The organism is Pseudomonas gingeri, assembly GCF_013385425.1.
In the GTDB taxonomy this organism is placed as follows: Bacteria; Pseudomonadota; Gammaproteobacteria; order Pseudomonadales; family Pseudomonadaceae; genus Aquipseudomonas; species Aquipseudomonas gingeri_D.
In genome coordinates this window covers 215,221-230,320 of the sequence record NZ_JACAQA010000002.1, presented here as the reverse complement: position 1 = coordinate 230,320, position 15,100 = coordinate 215,221, and the positions used below count along the sequence as shown (strand labels likewise).

Below are 15,100 nucleotides of genomic sequence, written 5' to 3'. Positions count from 1 at the left end.
TTGAATTTTTAACTAGACAAAAAGCACTGCAGAGGCAGGTGACAGATGAACTGTTTCAGTCAGGCATCTATGTAGTTATTTTTACGATACCAGTCCAGGGTATCGAACAGTGTTTCAGCGACGGGGCGAAACTTGCACGCCAGCTCTTCTGAGCTTTTCTGATGGCTGAAATGGGTACGCCCTTGCTCTTGCTCCATGAGTTTGACCGTGGAGGTGCTGATGAGTACCGGTTTTTTTGTAATCCGATAATAACCTTCATACATCAAGGCAATAAAGCGCAGCATGAACAATGGAACTTTGCGCTCCGGCGCTTTTACGCCGCTGACACGGGACAGCACCTGAAAAATACTGTTCATGTCCATGTGATTGCCGGCTGCCAGATAGCGCTCTCCGGATCGGCCATGTGTGAGGGCTGCGAGTTGATGTTCCGCCACATCCCTGGCGTCGACAACGGAAAAGCTTCCAGGGAGCACCCCCGGCAATTTCTGTCCAACAAAGTCGAGCAGGAACTGTCCTGATGAGGTGGGGCCTATATCGCCGGGACCAAACATCCAGCCGGGTAATACCATGGCGACGAACATGTCCGGGTGTTGCGACAGGAATGCTTGAACTTTTTGCTCGGACAGTATTTTACTCAGGTAGTAATCGTCAGCCTCCTGTTCACTGCGAGACATGGTTTCATCGATCACTTGATCTCTATCGCCCTTCAGCACGGCAATGGAGGAGGTATGAACGGCGCGACGAATGCCGGCGGCATAAGCGGCCTGCAATAAGCGCTCGGTTCCGGTCACATTGGTGTCATGCAGTTTTTGCCAGTGCTTTCCGCCTTTGTAACTGTCGCGGAAATAGGCAGCCGTATGAAACAAGGCGTCGCAGCCTCGCAGGGCATGGCTGAAGGCGTCGACATTGAGCATGTCGCCTTGGACAAACTCGACAGGCAGATTGCCGAATTGTTTCTTGGCTTTTTCTACGGAACGGACCAGCGCTTTTACCTTGATATTTCGTTTTAAAAGCGCATGAACCAGATTATTTCCGAGCAGGCCAGTAGCACCTGTGACAAAGGCATATTCCATTAAAATCCAGCTCCTGTAGGGTCATCTGCTGCTGTATTGAGATTGATGCCACCGGACTCGATGCTCCGATCGGGTGCTGGGGGCGTCAACGGCGCAATTAAAAACCATACGGTATCTGAAGATCAAGCGGTATTTGCTTGGCTCCGCAAGGTCGACACCTGAATCTGACGTGAAACACGGCAATCCAGGGCTCAAGCGCTCCGCCGGTCACGGCTATTCGCCCGGATCGAGGGGCTTGAGGGCGTCCCGCAAATATTTCTCCACGGGGTTCTGTACAGGAAAGTCACAAGGCAGCCTCACCGACTCGATCGGACAGGGAGAGCGTGTCAGGTGGATACCAAGGCATCTTGAAGCTATCGGAGTCGAGGCGTTTTCATGAGTCGCCAATGTTTGCGATAGCGGCGAAAACTCGCGGGTACAGGCCATCTTGCGGCCTCTTTTCGTTGCCCCGATACATGGTGTGTAGATGGGCTTCCTTGAAAATTAAATTTAAAACGATTGAAAGGGTGAGTGTAATATATGATAGTTGACATTGTTTTTTGCGGTAAGCGGTGATCTTTACATTTAGTTACAAATAGGTGTTTTTTGTTTGGCCAAAGGAGCCGAAGGCGTGATGAAAAAGAGAATGGGGCGAGAGGAAAGTCAGCAAGTAACCAGAGATAAGTTGTTCGACACGGCCACTGATCTTATGATCAGCAAGGGCTTTCACGCCGCCAGCGTCAACGCTATTTCCGAGGAGGCCGGTTTTTCCAAAGGGGCCTTTTTTTCAAACTTTGCAAGCAAATCGGATTTGCTTCTGCAATTGACTCAGCGGTTCAAGCGAGTTGAAATCGATCGGTTGAGTGCTACCCTGGCTGCCGGCTATTCATCGGAAGAGCTGGCCCATGGATTGAATGCGTATATTGACACGCTTAAGAATAATACCAATTGTGCGATTCTTGATGCCGAACTGCAACTGATCGCCTTGCGCGATGAGGCGTTCTCGAAGCATTACTACGATTTACATCAGGAAAACAGTGAGGCGCTGGGCAAGCTGATTACCATTATATTCAACCATGCCGGCAAGAAACCTCCTCTTGACCATGCCGCTCTTGCCCGGACCTTCACCGCTCTCTCGGAAGGTTTGATACTGCAAGGACATAAGGATCCGGCTTCTGAAATAAAATTGGTGTTGAACTCGCTTATCCAGACAGCAGAACCTTTATAGCGTTCTGCCATTTTTCTCATGTATACGGTATTCGCATGTCCGAGGCCCGGACTTCGGACAGGGTACATTGCGCCCCGGGTCTATTTCACCGCATAGAACTTGCGCACGTAGCGAGTGCTTTTCCACGCACACGGCGTACTTTGCGGTACGAACACCGTGTCACCGGTGTTGACCGTCAGGCTCGTACCTTCGGGGCCCTGCAAGGTCACACTGCCTTCAATCAGGTGCACCAGTTCATTGAGTTTGTGCGCTCGACCCTGGCGTTCGTACGGTGTCGAGTCCCAGACGCCGACGCGCAGTTTCAGCGTCTGGCCTCGGGATTGCAGCAGGACGTTGCCGGCGTGGATCACAATCATTTCAGTGTGCGGAAAAACATCGATATCAAGTGCCTGGCCTGTGCTTACAATCCTCGCGCAGATACCGTCGGCCCCGGTGTAGGCGACCTGACGATGTTCCCCGAATGGGTCGGCGGTGCTCAAGGGCATCGTGTTGAAAGACGGGCTGATACGGCTGCCGTCGGCGCGACCCGGCGCCTGCGCTCGAAGTACAAATCATGCTGCTCACATGACTTATAAAAAGCAAGTGATATGCCGGAATTTACTTGCCTCATGCAAGCAATGTAAGATCCGGACATGAAAACGACCTGTAAAGAAGACATTCGGTCCCATTGCGCAGTGAACTACGGTGTGGAGATTTTCGGCGACCGATGGTCGCTCTTGATCATTCGCGACATCGTTTTTGTGGGCAAGAAGACATATGGCGAGTTCCGGAAATCGGAAGAGGGAATTGCGACCAATGTCCTGGCTTCCCGCCTCGCCTTTCTTGAGGAGCAAGGCATTCTCTCGAGGGCGCCCAGCCCCGACGACGGGCGCAAGGACTTCTACACGCTGACCGAGAAGGGCCTGGACCTCATCCCCATCGTGCTTAACATCGTCCTTTGGAGCGCGAAACACGATTCGAAGTCGTATGTGCGGCACCGCAAGGCGTTCATTGCTCGGTTGAGCCAAAGCCCACGGGAGGTGGGCGAAGAGGTGAAGGCGCTGGTCCGCAATGGGGGATGTATCTTCCCCGGGAGTACCTGACCAGTCCTGCACCCGTGAAGGCCTGCGCGACGACCCTGGAAGAAGGTTGGCCTCCCAGTTCCTCGGGGGACACGCCGTAGGCATTGGTCACATCGATGATGGTCTTGCCCTTCCAATTGGGCAGCGCCTTCGCGACATCCGGATGCGACTCAAAACGGACGGCCAAAAAGACGATGTCCGCCTTGAGCGCTTCCGCCAGTGTTTTGGGAATGATCTGCGGTTCGATCGCGGCCGCGGCGGATGCAAAGCTTTTCGGGTCGCGGGTGCTTGCAACGGATACTTCGATGCCGCTGCGGGCAAACGCCTTGGCCAGTGCCTGGCCGATATTGCCGAAGCCGATAATTGCGTAACTCATATATTCTCCTTGGATTTACCACGCCCGACGGCGCTCCGAATAGTCGAATGACGTGCCGGGCCTGGCGCGTCAGAGTTGGGCCAGGCCGCCGTCGACGGCGACCTCGCTGGCGGTCATGAAGCTGCTGTCCGACGAGGCGAGAAAGGCGGCCGCCGCTCCGATCTCCGCTGGATCGGCCATGCGCAGAAGCGGCGTCATCGAGGTGAAAACCTTCATACCTTCCTCGCCCAACGCTTCCTTCGCGAGATCGGTCGCAGTCGCCCCGGGCGACAGCACGTTTACCCGGATACCGGTGCCCTTCAGATCCTCCGCCCAGGACCGCGCGAGGTTGCGCACTGCCGCCTTGCTCGCGCTGTAGGCGCTCATTGCCGGAGCGCCCGTGGTGCCGGCGCTCGATCCGGTCAGGATGATCGAGCCGCCCTGGCCCATCAGTGGCAGCGCCTTCTGGACCGTGAAGATCGTACCCTTCACATTGGTGTCGAAGGTTTCGTCAATGTGCTTGGCGGTGATCTCGCCGAGCCGAAGCTGGCCTCCCGCCCCGGCATTGGCGAAGACGATGTCGAGGGTTCCGCGCTCGGCCTTCACCGCGGCGTAGAGTCGGTCGAGGTCAGCCTCATCCGAGACCGAGCCCTTCACCGCCCGGGCATTGGGCCCGAGCTCAGCCACGGCGGCGTCGAGCGCTTCCTGCCGGCGGCCGAAGATGAAGACGAAGGCTCCTTCCTCGATGAAGCGTTTTGCAGCGGCGAGGCCGATGCCGGTAGCGCCGCCGGTGATCACGGCGGTCTTTCCATTCAGTCTGGTCATGACGTGCATCCTTCCTAAGCATTGTGTATGCAAGCAGGGAACCGCTTGCTTGAGGCCAAGGATGCAGTTCTGATAACCTAAGGACAAGTATGCACTTTTAGGTAAGTACCCAAAAAAATGACGACACCCTCTGAAATCTGCGACACCGGCTGTGGGCTCAATGCCACGCTGCGTATCATCTCGGGCAAGTGGAAACCGCTGGTCCTGTTTTTCCTGCGCGGCGGCCCGAAGCGCTACGGCGAGCTCAAGCGCTTGACCCAAGGCGTCAGCGACAAGGTGCTGATCCAGCAATTGAAGGATCTGGAAGCCGATCGGGTCATAACGAGGACCGACTACAAGGAGGTGCCGCCGCGCGTGGACTACTCACTGACCCCGCTCGGTCGCAGTCTGGCTGATGCGATCGTCCCGCTGTGTACCTGGGGAACCGAGAACGCGGCGCAAATGGCAAGCATCTTCGCCAAGCGCGACACTTTGCCCTAGCAGGGTGCCGAAGAACCGCTGAGTCGGACGCCCCGTCGCCTTCGTGGAAGGCAGGACGGTAGCGGGCGTCAATTATGTGGGGAATTCGTCCGGAACAAGCCCCACCAGATCCGTACTCCCGACATCGACACCTGCCTGCGACAGCAAGGTGGTCACTTGCCCACGGTGATGGGTCTGGTGGTTGAAAAAATGCATGACCAGGCCATAGAAGTTCTTGTCAGCCGGTACGCCTTTCATGCTTTTGTAGTGGAGCGGATGCTCCAGGTCCGACTCTGTCACCGAGCCCGACCACTCGACAATGATTTGATCGAGCCATGCCCGATGCACCGCAAGCTCCTGGAAACCGGGAAACAGCAACTGGTCGAGGCGCTCGGGCGTGGGCAGTTGTCGAATCGGCTCCAGGGCCAGGTATTGCGCCGGGTGCCGGGCGAATCGCTGTAGCCAGACCCTGTCCCCGGCCGCCAGATGGTTCAACGTCCCGAGAATCGAGCCGAAAAAGGCTTTCCTGTCGGCGCCCAGCTCTTCTTCGGGCAAAGTCTTGGCCGACGCATAGACCTTGGCGTTCATCCACTGGTTGTAGTCCGCCATCAGGCAGATATGTCTGGTACGGTTCACTGCGCTCATCCTTTGATCATTTGACAAGCGCCCCGCACTCATCGCCCGGTCCAGTCTAATACCATCCCCTTCTTGAAGCCCACCCAGAATGGCATATGCTGTGAGCATCAAGCCGTGCTGACCGTGGCCTGCGGCTCCAACACACGCCCGGAGCGAATCGCTGCACTATTCTCGACATGGAAGGGAGAACGCAGGTGGGTCAGCTGAGAGAGGTCGTCTATTTTGCCCCATACCGAAGCTGGACGTTTAAAGCTGTTGCGCGCTCTGGAGGTGCTCGACACCGAGGCAGAGCCGGTTTTTGATCGCCTGACCCGGTTGCTGTCCGCCACGCTCGGGATGCCCATTGCGCTGATTTCGCTGATCGACAGCGACCGCCAGTGGTTCAAGTCCAGGTTCGGGTTGGACATCCGGCAGACACCCAGGGATATTTCCTTCTGCACCATTGCCATCGAGCAAGAGCATACGATGGTGGTCCAGGATGCGCTGAATGATCCGCGGTTTTCATCCAATCCGCTGGTCACCAGCGCTCCACATATTCGTTTCTATGCGGGCGCGCCGATCCGCTCCATCGAGGGCTATGCGCTGGGTACGCTCTGCGCGATAGATATCAAGGCCCGGGTTTTCACCGATGAGGCGCAGCAGATCCTGGAGGACTTTGCCGGGCTGGTCAGCCGGGAATTCCAGATGCGCGAAGCCGCGTTGCTGTCCCGTTCCCATATCACCCACTCCGCGGCGGCCTTTGCGGCCAGTGAGGCGCGCCTGAAAACCGCCTTTGCCCTGGCGCCCACGGGCATCGCGGCGGTCGCGGGCGACGGGCGCTTCCTCAGCCTCAACAGTGCGTTCTGTTCCATCGTCGGTTACGACGCCGACGAACTCATGACCCTGAGCTTCCAGGACATCACTCACCCCGACGACCTGGACAGTGACTTGAATCTGTTGCGCCAGTTGAACCGTGGCGAAATCGATCGTTATCAGCTTGAGAAAAGGTACCGGCACAAGGACGGCTCCTCGGTCTGGGTCGACCTGCATGTGGCCAAGCTGCTGTCGGTGGACGGTGACCTGGAGTACTACATCGCGACGGTCCAGAACATCCAGCGCCGCAAGGAAACCGAGGCGTCCCTGCAGGCGCTGCGGCACGGGCTGGAGCAGCGTGTCGAGGAACGTACCGCGGAGTTGCAGCGGGCCAATGAAATGCTCTCCCATACGATGCTGCAACGGCTGCAGGCCGATCGCGAGCTCAGGCAGCGTGAGGCGGAGCTGTCGGCGGTGCTGGAGCACGCCAGCGATGCCTACGTGAGTATCGATGAGGCCGGCGCCATAAGGGCCTGGAACCGCATGGCCGAGACGACCTTCGGCTGGTCCCGTGATGAAGCGCTGGGCCAGTCACTGGAAAAACTGGTCATCCCCACGGCCATGCGCGAGGCTCGCCTGACGGCGTGGCGGCAGTATCTGGCTACCGGTGATGATGAAGCGCTGCGCCAACGCCTGGAGATATCGGCGTTGCGGCGTGACGGCACGGTCTTTCCCGTCGAGGTGCGGATCAGTCCGGTCGCAATCGATGGGCACCGGTTTTTCAGTGTTTTCCTGCACGACATTACCGAACGCAAGGCCATGGCCGAGCGCCGTGAGAAAGAGGCGTTGACCGATACCCTGACCGGATTGCCAAACCGCCGCTCCTTGCTCGAATACCTGCCCAACGCAATGGCCAGGGCACGCCGGACCGGCGTTCCCCTGGGGGTGCTGTTTCTTGACCTGGATGGTTTCAAGGCGGTGAACGATACCTTTGGCCATGAAATCGGCGACCTGTTGCTGCAGATCGTGGCCGAGAAGCTGAAGACCTGCCTGCGGGAGACGGATGCGGTGTTCCGGCTGGCGGGCGATGAATTTACCGCCGTGGTGGAGGGCCAGTTCGGCGGCACCCAGGACGCGGAGCAGTTGGCGCAAAAACTGATCCAACTGATCAATGAGCCGGTGCTGATCGGGGCGGCCACCGTGCAGGTGGGGGTGAGTATCGGGATTGCGGTGTACCGGCGCGATGATCCGAGATCCGCGACACAGCTGTTGCGTGAGGCGGACAGTCGAATGTACGAAGCGAAGCAGGCGGGCAAGGGCCGCTTTGCCTCGCAGCAGCGCTGAGAGGTGCTGCCGCGAGGCCATATCGGCCATGTGTCGCGGGGGAGTGCAATTCGTCGGATGGCGCGGCGGGATGGGTGCCTGTCTGTGACAGGCATCACAGTCCCTTGAGCGATCTGCTCGCGCAGAGTCTTGCGTTTGAAAAAACCGGTCTATGCTGGACTCTTCAAGCACTACCCGGACTGATCATCAAGGATGAACAGCATGATTCCAGAAGCAGAGCTCTGCCAGATCATTGAATCCGGCTTTCTTCCGCTGTCCTGCACCTGCACGGTGAATGCCAGCGGTGCCTTGATGATCAAGATCTTCGATCCGATTTCGGGTCGCGTGGATCTGCAGCTCAATGGCGTATCCACCAGCGGCTTCACCAGCATCCGTTCGATTGCCAATTTCATCGGCGAATTGCGCACCGAGATGAAGGCCGGGCGCAGGGCTTTTGCCGGTGGCATGAACTAGGTTCGTACCCACCACCGGCTGTCAAACGCGTCACCCGCCGTTCACGCCAGCCTTCTGCCGAAGGCTGTTGCTAGCCCTGCACCCCGAACTCCTCCAGGGCATCGAGCAACGCCCCGCGAAAATAGCTGAGTGATGCCCGGTCGAAGAGGATATGCAAGGTCGCGACCTCGGCTACCTGGGGATTGATCACGATGACGTTGATCCGCGCCGCCGAGGTCTGCGCCACCGACCCCGGCCCGAAGGCCTGCGGACGCAGGTCGACCCCGCAGATCTTTGCCATCACCTCGGGCACCCGCTCGCCACTCAGTTGCAGCCAGGCATGGCTGTCCTGGCGTGGTAGCAAGTAGTTGGCCTGATGGTCGAGTTCCCAGCGGGCTTCTTCATCGGCGATTCGCAAGCCCTGGTCCCGGGGACTGCCCAGCAGCAGGTACTCGCTGGCCGACAGGCTGATGACCTGGCTGCCATCTTCCTGGGTGACGCAACGGTTGGGCCGATCCGGCAGGCTGAAACCGCTGGCCTGTAGCGCCTGGGCGCTGTCGCGGCCGCGAAAGCCGACCCGCGGCAGGTCGGTCAAATCGCTCAGTGTGTGGCTTGGCAAGGCAGTCACGATGGGGTCATGCGTGGCGAAAATGGACATGAGTCAAAGCCCCTGACGCAGGTTTTCGGGATCGAAGAAAGGCAGTTTCACCACGGTGGCCATGACCACGATCGCGCCTTCGACGCGGATCGGAATCTGTTGCCCCGGCTCGCTCTGGCGGGCCCCGGCATAGGCCAGGCCGATGATTCGGCCAAGGCTTGCGGAATACTCGCAGGAGGTGACGTTGCCGCTGATGTCCGCACCGTCGAGCACCAGATGGCCCTCCAGCGGTTGCGGGCTGCCCTTGGGCAGGGTGAAACCCACCAGTTTGCGCTTGAGCGGCTGGGCTTCGAGGATGTCCAGCGAGCGCCGACCGACGAAGAACGGCTTGCTGCGACTGACCGCCCAGCCCATGTCGATCTCCGCCGGATGGGTCATGCCGTCGGTGTCCTGGCTGATGATCACGTGGCCTTTTTCCAGGCGCAGCAGACGCTGGGTCTCGACGCCGAAGGGCCGGATGTCGTGGGCCTGGCCGGCACTGACCAGGGCATCCCAGAGCGCCAGGCCATGGCGGGCCGGCACGTGGATTTCATAGCCCAACTCGCCGACGAAGCCGACCCGCAGCAACCGTGCCTTGATCCCCGCGACCGTGCCCTGGCGCACCGCCAGGTACGGGAAACCGTCGGCGCTCAGGTCGAGGTCCGGGCAAAGCTGTTCCAGGACCTTGCGCGAATCGGGTCCGGCGACGTTGACCGCGCAAAGGGCCGCGGTGACGTTGGCGATGTCCACGTCCAGGCGCCACTGGGCATTCCACTTGAGCATCTGCTGGTAGATGCGGTCGACGCCGCTGGTGGTGGCGGTGACGTAGAAATGCTCCTCGGCGAAACGCGCGCAGACGCCGTCGTCGATTACCGCGCCCTGTTCGTTGGTCATCAGCGCATAACGCGAGCGGCCCACCGGTTGCTTGAGAAAGGCGAAGGTGTACATCCGGTTCAGCAACTCGGCCGCATCCGGTCCACGGATATCGAGGCCGCCAAGGGTCGAGACGTCGATCAGGCCGACCTTGGTGCGTACGTGGCGGGCTTCTTCCTGCATGCAGCGCTCGCGGTCTTCGGCCTTGCCGTAGAACGCCGGGCGTTGCCAGATGCCGGCCGGCATCATTTTCGCGCCGGCTTCCAAGTGACGGCGGTGCATCGGGGTCTGCCGGTAAGGATCGAAGGCGCGGCCGGCGACGTGGGCCAGCTTTTCCGCGACAAACGGCGGTCGGGCCGTGGTGACGCCGGTTTCGCTGATATTGCGCTGGGTCGAGGCCGCGACCAGGCGTGCGGTGGGCAAGGCCGAATGGCGGCCCTGGGACGGTCCCATGCCCACGGTCGAATAACGTTTGACCAGTTGCACGTCGCGGTAGCCGATTTTGGTCGCGTTGATGATATCGCGCACCTGCAGGTCCTCGTCGAAGTCGACGAAGTCCTTGCCCTTGGGGTGCGGGAAAATCGGCCAGTCGAAATTCACCGGGTTTTCCCGGGCGTAGTTCGCCCGCTCGGCGCCGACGCTCAGCCCCAGGGCCCTGGCCGCGTCGAGCCCTGCATTGGCACCGTCGGCGAGAACGTTGTCCAGGCCATGACGGCCATTGGCGGAACCGGCGACAGCGAGGTTGGCCGGCAGGCCGCTGAGGTTGAATTCGGCCTTCTGGTCGTCGTAGGCCAGCTTGCCGCCGGCCTGGCAAAGCAGCTGGTAAACAGGCATATAGCCGGCGGACATGCACAGCAGGTCGCAGTCCAGGCGCAGGCCGCTGTCGCTGACCTGGCCCTGGCCGCTGATGGTGCGCACCTCCACGCCGTTGACGTGGCGCATGCCCTTTTCGTGCAGGGCTTCATAGACCGTGCTGCCGGTCAGGTGGGGGATCTTGCGTTGCTCCAGGGCGCGGGACAGGGCCGGGTCGGCGCTATTGCGCAGGTCTACCAGCGCGGCCACCTCGACCCCTTGGTCGTGCAGGTCGAGGGCGGTGTAGTAGCCGTCATCGTTGCCGGTCAACACCACCGCGCGTTTGCCCGGCTTGACCGCGTAGAGCTTCATCAGGCGTTGCGCGGCGCTGCACAGCATGACGCCGGGCAGGTCGTTGTTGCGGAAAATCACCGGCTGGTCGAACGCGCCGCTGCACACCAGGCACTGGCGGGCGCGGACCTTGTACATCCGCTTGCCCTGGATCACCGGCAGGTAATTGTCGGTGAACCAGGCATTGCAGGTGGCATCGCTCAGCACGCGGATATTGGCGTGGCCAAGGACCGCCTCCAGCAGTTCCCGGCGCAGGTGCTCGGCACGGCTGCCGGCGATATCGAAACGCGCGTAAGCGAGGGCGCCGCCGAGCACCGGTTGCTGTTCGATCAACAGCACCTGGGCCCCGCAGTTGGCGGCGGTCAAGGCCGCCTGCAACCCGGCGGGCCCGGCGCCGATCACCGCCAGGTCGGTGAACAGGTAGGCCTTGTCGTAGTACTCGGGCTGGAACTTCAGGTCGAGCACGCCCAGGCCGGCTTTCTTGCGAATGATCGGCTCCCAGACTTTCCACATGCCCCTGGGTTTGTAGAACGAGCGGTAATAGAAGCCCACCGGCATGAATTTGGAGAACTTGCCGAGGTAGGCATCGCGGTCGTTATCCAGGGAACCGTTGAAATTCTGCCCCTGGACCTCCAGGCCGGCTTCCAGTGGATAAGCATCGGCCAGCACATTCGGCTCGCGAGGCAACTGCACCAGGCTGTTGGCGTCCTGGCCGGCCATGGTCAGCGGGCCACGGGGGCGGTGGTACTTGAAGGAGCGCGAGAGCAGGAAACGGCCATTGGCGAGCAGGGCGCTGGCGATGCTGTCGCCCTTGAAACCCTGGTAGGCCTTGCCGTCAAAGCTGAAGTCCAGCGGCTGGTCGCGGTCGATCAGCAAACCCATGGGGGCGGGCAGGCGGTTGAAACTGTTCATCCGGCGATCTCCCGGGACTGAGGGGCATTGAAGTCGAGCCGTGAACTGAACAGTTCCCTGGCATCGAAGGTGCGGATGATCTCGTCGCTGACGGTGTGGCGCTCGGCCAGGAACCAGTAGCTGGAAGGCGTGTGCATCCACCACTCGCGGACCACCCCGGCGCGGTTTTCGCTGTTGAAGACATAGTCCGCCCACTCGGCATCGCTGCAGGTGCCCGGGTCCGGCATCGGCTTGAACTCGCCGCCGTAGGTGAACTCACTGATATTGCGCGGCCCGTTGAGCGGGCAATTGATGATTTTCACAGTCCGCTCTCCGTTAGTGGCTGGCCGCCGTGGCGCCCATTTCGTTGACTTGCTGGAAGGTGCTGAAACGCTCGAGACCGAAGGGCTTGATCAGCTCCGGCACCCGGCCGCCGCTGGCAACCAGCTCGGCCATGGTCTTGCCGCAGATCGGCGTGGCCTTGAAGCCCCAGGTGCCCCAGCCGGCGTCCAGGTAGTAATTTTCCACCGGCGACAGGCCCATGATCGGGCTGTAGTCCGGGGTCATGTCGGTGATCCCGGCCCACTGGCGCATCAGCTTGGCGTTGGCCAGGAACGGGAACATCTCGATGGCATGGGCCAGCAGGCTTTCCTTCAGGTCCAGGGTCGAACGGCTGTTGAACAGCGGGTAGGGGTCCGAGCCACCGCCGAACACCACTTCGCCGCGACTGGTCTGCTGCACATAGCAATGCAGCGCCGAGGAGCTCACCAGCGGATCGAGGAAGGGCTTGAACGGCTGGGTCACCATGGCCTGCAAGGGAAAGGTCTGGATCGGCGAACGGATCCCGGCCTTGGCCATCAACAGCGAACTGTGCCCGGCGATGGCCTGGACCACGCAGCCACACTGCACGGTGCCGCGATTGGTTTTCAGCGCGCGGATCCGGCCGTTCTCGATCACCAGGTCCTGGACCTCGGTGAGCTGATGAATCTCCACCCCGCGCTTGGCCGCTTGCTTGGCGTAGCCCCAGGCCACCGCGTCATGCCGTGCGGTGGCGCCGTCGATATGCCAGAGCCCGGCGAGCACCGGCAGATGGCCGGGGTCGAGATTGAGGCTGGGCACCAGCTCGCGAATCTGCTGGCGGTCGATCATTTCCGTGCGGCCGCCGAAGTGCTTGTTGACCTCGGCGCGCTGGCGGAACGAGCGCACCGTCGCATCGGTGTGGGCCAGGGTCAGTTGGCCGCGCTCCGAGTACATGATGTTGAAGTCGAATTCGTTGGAGAGGTTCTGGAACAGCTTCACCGACTCGGCATAGAAGCGCACGCCTTCGCTGGTGAGGTAGTTGGAGCGGATCACCGCGGTATTGCGCGCGGTGTTGCCGCCGCCCAGGTAGGCCTTCTCCAGCACGGCGATATTGTTGATGCCGTGGTAGCGTGACAGGTAGTAGGCGGTGGCCAGGCCATGGCCGCCGGCGCCGATGATCACCACGTCATAGGACGGCTTGAGCTCGCAGGGCGGCGGCAGGTCGACGTCCACCGGGTATTCGGCGCTCAGTCCGTATTTCAATAGATTGAATGGCATACGGCCTCCGATTGGTTGCGTTGCGCTTGGTGTTGCTGGCGGGCGGCGATCACGGTGTTTTTCATCAGGAAGGCGATGGTCATCGGGCCGACGCCGCCGGGGACCGGAGTAATCGCCGAGACCTGGGGCAGGGCGTTGGCGAAATCGACATCGCCGACCAGGCGGCTGCCATTCCCGGTATCAATCCGATTGATCCCCACATCGATCACCACCGCTCCCGGTTTCAGCCAGCTGGCGTCGATCAGACCGGCGCGGCCGACGGCGGCAATCACGATATCGGCCTGGCGGCACAGCGCCTGGGCATCATGGCTACGGGAGTGGAGCACGGTGACCGAGCAATCGGCCTTGAGCAGCAAAGCCGCCATGGGTTTGCCGACGATATTCGAGCGGCCGACCACCACCGCATGCTTGCCGCGCAGATCGCCGCAGGTTTGTTCCAGCAGGTGCAGGCAGCCGCTGGGAGTGCAAGGGGCGAGCACGTCGCGGCCCTGGCTCAGGCCGCCGACGTTTTCACTGTGGAAACCGTCCACGTCCTTGCGCGGGTCGATGGCTTCCAGGGCCCGCAGTTCGTCGATCTGCGCCGGCAGCGGGAGTTGCAGGAGGATGCCGTTGATCGAGGGATCGTCGTTGAGGCCCTTGATCAGGTTCAGCAACTGCTCGGTGCTGGTGTCGCCGGGCAGGCGATGCTCCTGGGAGCGAATCCCCACCTCATCGGCGCGCAGGATCTTGTTGCGCACATAGACCTGGCTGGCCGGGTCGCTGCCCACCAGGATCACCGCCAGCGCCGGTTGCACTGCCTGGGCGAGCAGCTCGCCGACTTCACGACGCACCTGTTCCAGGACCCGCGCCGAAGCGGCCTTGCCATCTATCAGTCGGGGTGTGTTCACCGGAAGATCACCGTTCTGTCCTGGTTGAGGAAAACCCGGTGCTCCAGGTGGTACTTGACCGCCTTGGACAGGGCCACGGTTTCGGTGTCGCGACCGGTCGCCACCAGGTCATCGGGGCGGTACACGTGGTCGACCCGTTGTACTTCCTGCTCGATGATCGGACCTTCGTCCAGGTCGCTGGTGACGTAGTGGGCGGTGGCGCCAATCAGTTTCACCCCGCGCTGGTAAGCCTGGTGATAGGGCTTGGCACCTTTGAAACCGGGCAGGAACGAATGGTGGATATTGATCGCCCGGCCCGAGAGCTGCCGGCACAGGTCGTCTGAGAGGATCTGCATGTAGCGCGCCAGGACCACCAGGTCGGTGCGGGTGTCGTCGATGATGGTCATCAGCTCGGCTTCCTGGCGGGCCTTGGTGTCCTGGGTCACCGGCAGGTAGATGAAGCGGATGCCTTCGCGCTCGGCCATGGGCCGCAGGTCCAGGTGATTGGAGACGATGGCGGTGATGGTCATGTCCATCTCGCCCTTGTGGTAGCGGTAGAGCAGGTCGGTGAGGCAATGGTCGAACTTGCTCACCATCAGCAGCACGCGCATGGGCTGGCGCGTATCGTGTAGCTCCCAGGCCATGTCGAAGGCCTTGGCCACGTCGGCGAAGCCGGCCTTGAGCGTCTCGATATCGGCGGGCAGGCCGTCGTTGAAGCGGAACACCGCACGCATGAAAAACTTGCCGCTGAACTCGTCGTCGAATTGCGCCATCTCCCCGATGTAGCAACCGTTGTCCGCCAGGTAAGTGGTGACGGCGGCGACGATCCCGGACACCGCCGGACAGCTGATCTTGATGATGAAATGGTTTTTGTCGTGTTGCATGACGCGTCCTCGGGAGGGTGGCGGCAGCTCATCGCAGGGCGATA

Annotated in this window: 16 protein-coding genes; 5 read left to right on the top strand and 11 right to left on the bottom strand. The window is 60.8% G+C overall.

What is annotated here, in order from left to right; all coding sequences use genetic code 11:
* Positions 1-59 precede the first annotated feature (59 nt).
* The gene (locus HX830_RS01600) at positions 60-1,073 is read right to left on the bottom strand and encodes an SDR family oxidoreductase (RefSeq protein ID WP_103496053.1); all 1,014 of its coding nucleotides are present in this window, start codon (positions 1,071-1,073) and stop codon (positions 60-62) included.
* 610 nt (positions 1,074-1,683) lie between these two features.
* Here HX830_RS01600 and HX830_RS01595 point away from each other — a divergent pair.
* Positions 1,684-2,280 (top strand): TetR family transcriptional regulator, encoded by a 597-nt coding sequence (locus HX830_RS01595; RefSeq protein ID WP_177098752.1) that lies wholly within the window; start codon positions 1,684-1,686, stop codon positions 2,278-2,280.
* A gap of 80 nt (positions 2,281-2,360) precedes the next feature.
* On the opposite strand, the gene HX830_RS01590 is transcribed toward HX830_RS01595, so the two are convergent.
* Entirely contained in the window at positions 2,361-2,786 is a 426-nt protein-coding gene (locus tag HX830_RS01590) for a cupin domain-containing protein (RefSeq protein ID WP_371317467.1), read from the bottom strand.
* Between the two features lie 126 nt (positions 2,787-2,912).
* Between HX830_RS01590 and HX830_RS01585 the strand changes: the two genes are divergently transcribed.
* Positions 2,913-3,362: a winged helix-turn-helix transcriptional regulator gene (locus tag HX830_RS01585; RefSeq protein WP_152739475.1), complete on the top strand. Its 450-nt coding sequence runs from the start codon at positions 2,913-2,915 to the stop codon at positions 3,360-3,362.
* Here HX830_RS01585 and HX830_RS01580 read toward each other — a convergent pair.
* Positions 3,268-3,717, bottom strand: coding sequence for an NADPH-dependent F420 reductase (locus HX830_RS01580; RefSeq protein WP_152739474.1), 450 nt, complete (start codon positions 3,715-3,717; stop codon positions 3,268-3,270). The two genes, HX830_RS01585 and HX830_RS01580, sit on opposite strands and share 95 nt — an antisense overlap.
* Positions 3,718-3,786: 69 nt before the next feature.
* A complete protein-coding gene (locus tag HX830_RS01575) occupies positions 3,787-4,521 on the bottom strand; it encodes an SDR family NAD(P)-dependent oxidoreductase (protein WP_177098750.1) in 735 nt (244 codons plus the stop codon).
* A gap of 117 nt (positions 4,522-4,638) precedes the next feature.
* On the opposite strand from HX830_RS01575, the gene HX830_RS01570 reads away from it, so the two are divergent.
* Positions 4,639-5,001: a winged helix-turn-helix transcriptional regulator gene (locus HX830_RS01570; protein WP_103497432.1), complete on the top strand. Its 363-nt coding sequence runs from the start codon at positions 4,639-4,641 to the stop codon at positions 4,999-5,001.
* 72 nt (positions 5,002-5,073) lie between these two features.
* Here the strand turns inward: HX830_RS01570 and HX830_RS01565 are convergent, their stop codons facing one another.
* Positions 5,074-5,616: a DinB family protein gene (locus tag HX830_RS01565; protein WP_177098749.1), complete on the bottom strand. Its 543-nt coding sequence runs from the start codon at positions 5,614-5,616 to the stop codon at positions 5,074-5,076.
* A 255-nt stretch (positions 5,617-5,871) separates the two neighbouring features.
* On the opposite strand from HX830_RS01565, the gene HX830_RS01560 reads away from it, so the two are divergent.
* Both HX830_RS01560 and HX830_RS01555 read left to right on the top strand, forming a co-directional pair.
* Entirely contained in the window at positions 5,872-7,752 is a 1,881-nt protein-coding gene (locus tag HX830_RS01560) for a sensor domain-containing diguanylate cyclase (protein WP_218171170.1), read from the top strand.
* Between the two features lie 201 nt (positions 7,753-7,953).
* Entirely contained in the window at positions 7,954-8,205 is a 252-nt protein-coding gene (locus HX830_RS01555) for a DUF1652 domain-containing protein (RefSeq protein WP_103497282.1), read from the top strand.
* A 70-nt stretch (positions 8,206-8,275) separates the two neighbouring features.
* Here HX830_RS01555 and HX830_RS01550 read toward each other — a convergent pair whose 3' ends face one another.
* From HX830_RS01550 to purU, 6 genes are read right to left on the bottom strand one after another with little or no spacing between them, the layout of a single operon-like run.
* A complete protein-coding gene (locus HX830_RS01550; RefSeq protein WP_177098748.1) occupies positions 8,276-8,842 on the bottom strand; it encodes a sarcosine oxidase subunit gamma in 567 nt (188 codons plus the stop codon).
* Between the two features lie 3 nt (positions 8,843-8,845).
* Positions 8,846-11,749, bottom strand: coding sequence for a 2Fe-2S iron-sulfur cluster-binding protein (locus HX830_RS01545; RefSeq protein ID WP_177098747.1), 2,904 nt, complete (start codon positions 11,747-11,749; stop codon positions 8,846-8,848).
* A complete protein-coding gene (locus tag HX830_RS01540) occupies positions 11,746-12,051 on the bottom strand; it encodes a sarcosine oxidase subunit delta (protein WP_103497285.1) in 306 nt (101 codons plus the stop codon). Before HX830_RS01540 ends, HX830_RS01545 begins: the two co-directional genes overlap by 4 nt.
* Positions 12,052-12,064: 13 nt before the next feature.
* Positions 12,065-13,306: an FAD-dependent oxidoreductase gene (locus HX830_RS01535; RefSeq protein WP_177098746.1), complete on the bottom strand. Its 1,242-nt coding sequence runs from the start codon at positions 13,304-13,306 to the stop codon at positions 12,065-12,067.
* Positions 13,288-14,193 (bottom strand): bifunctional methylenetetrahydrofolate dehydrogenase/methenyltetrahydrofolate cyclohydrolase FolD, encoded by a 906-nt coding sequence (folD, locus tag HX830_RS01530; protein ID WP_177098745.1) that lies wholly within the window; start codon positions 14,191-14,193, stop codon positions 13,288-13,290. Before folD ends, HX830_RS01535 begins: the two co-directional genes overlap by 19 nt.
* Positions 14,190-15,056, bottom strand: a complete 867-nt coding sequence (gene purU / locus HX830_RS01525) for a formyltetrahydrofolate deformylase (protein ID WP_152739469.1) — start codon at positions 15,054-15,056, stop codon at positions 14,190-14,192. Before purU ends, folD begins: the two co-directional genes overlap by 4 nt.
* Between the last annotated feature and the right edge of the window lie 44 nt (positions 15,057-15,100).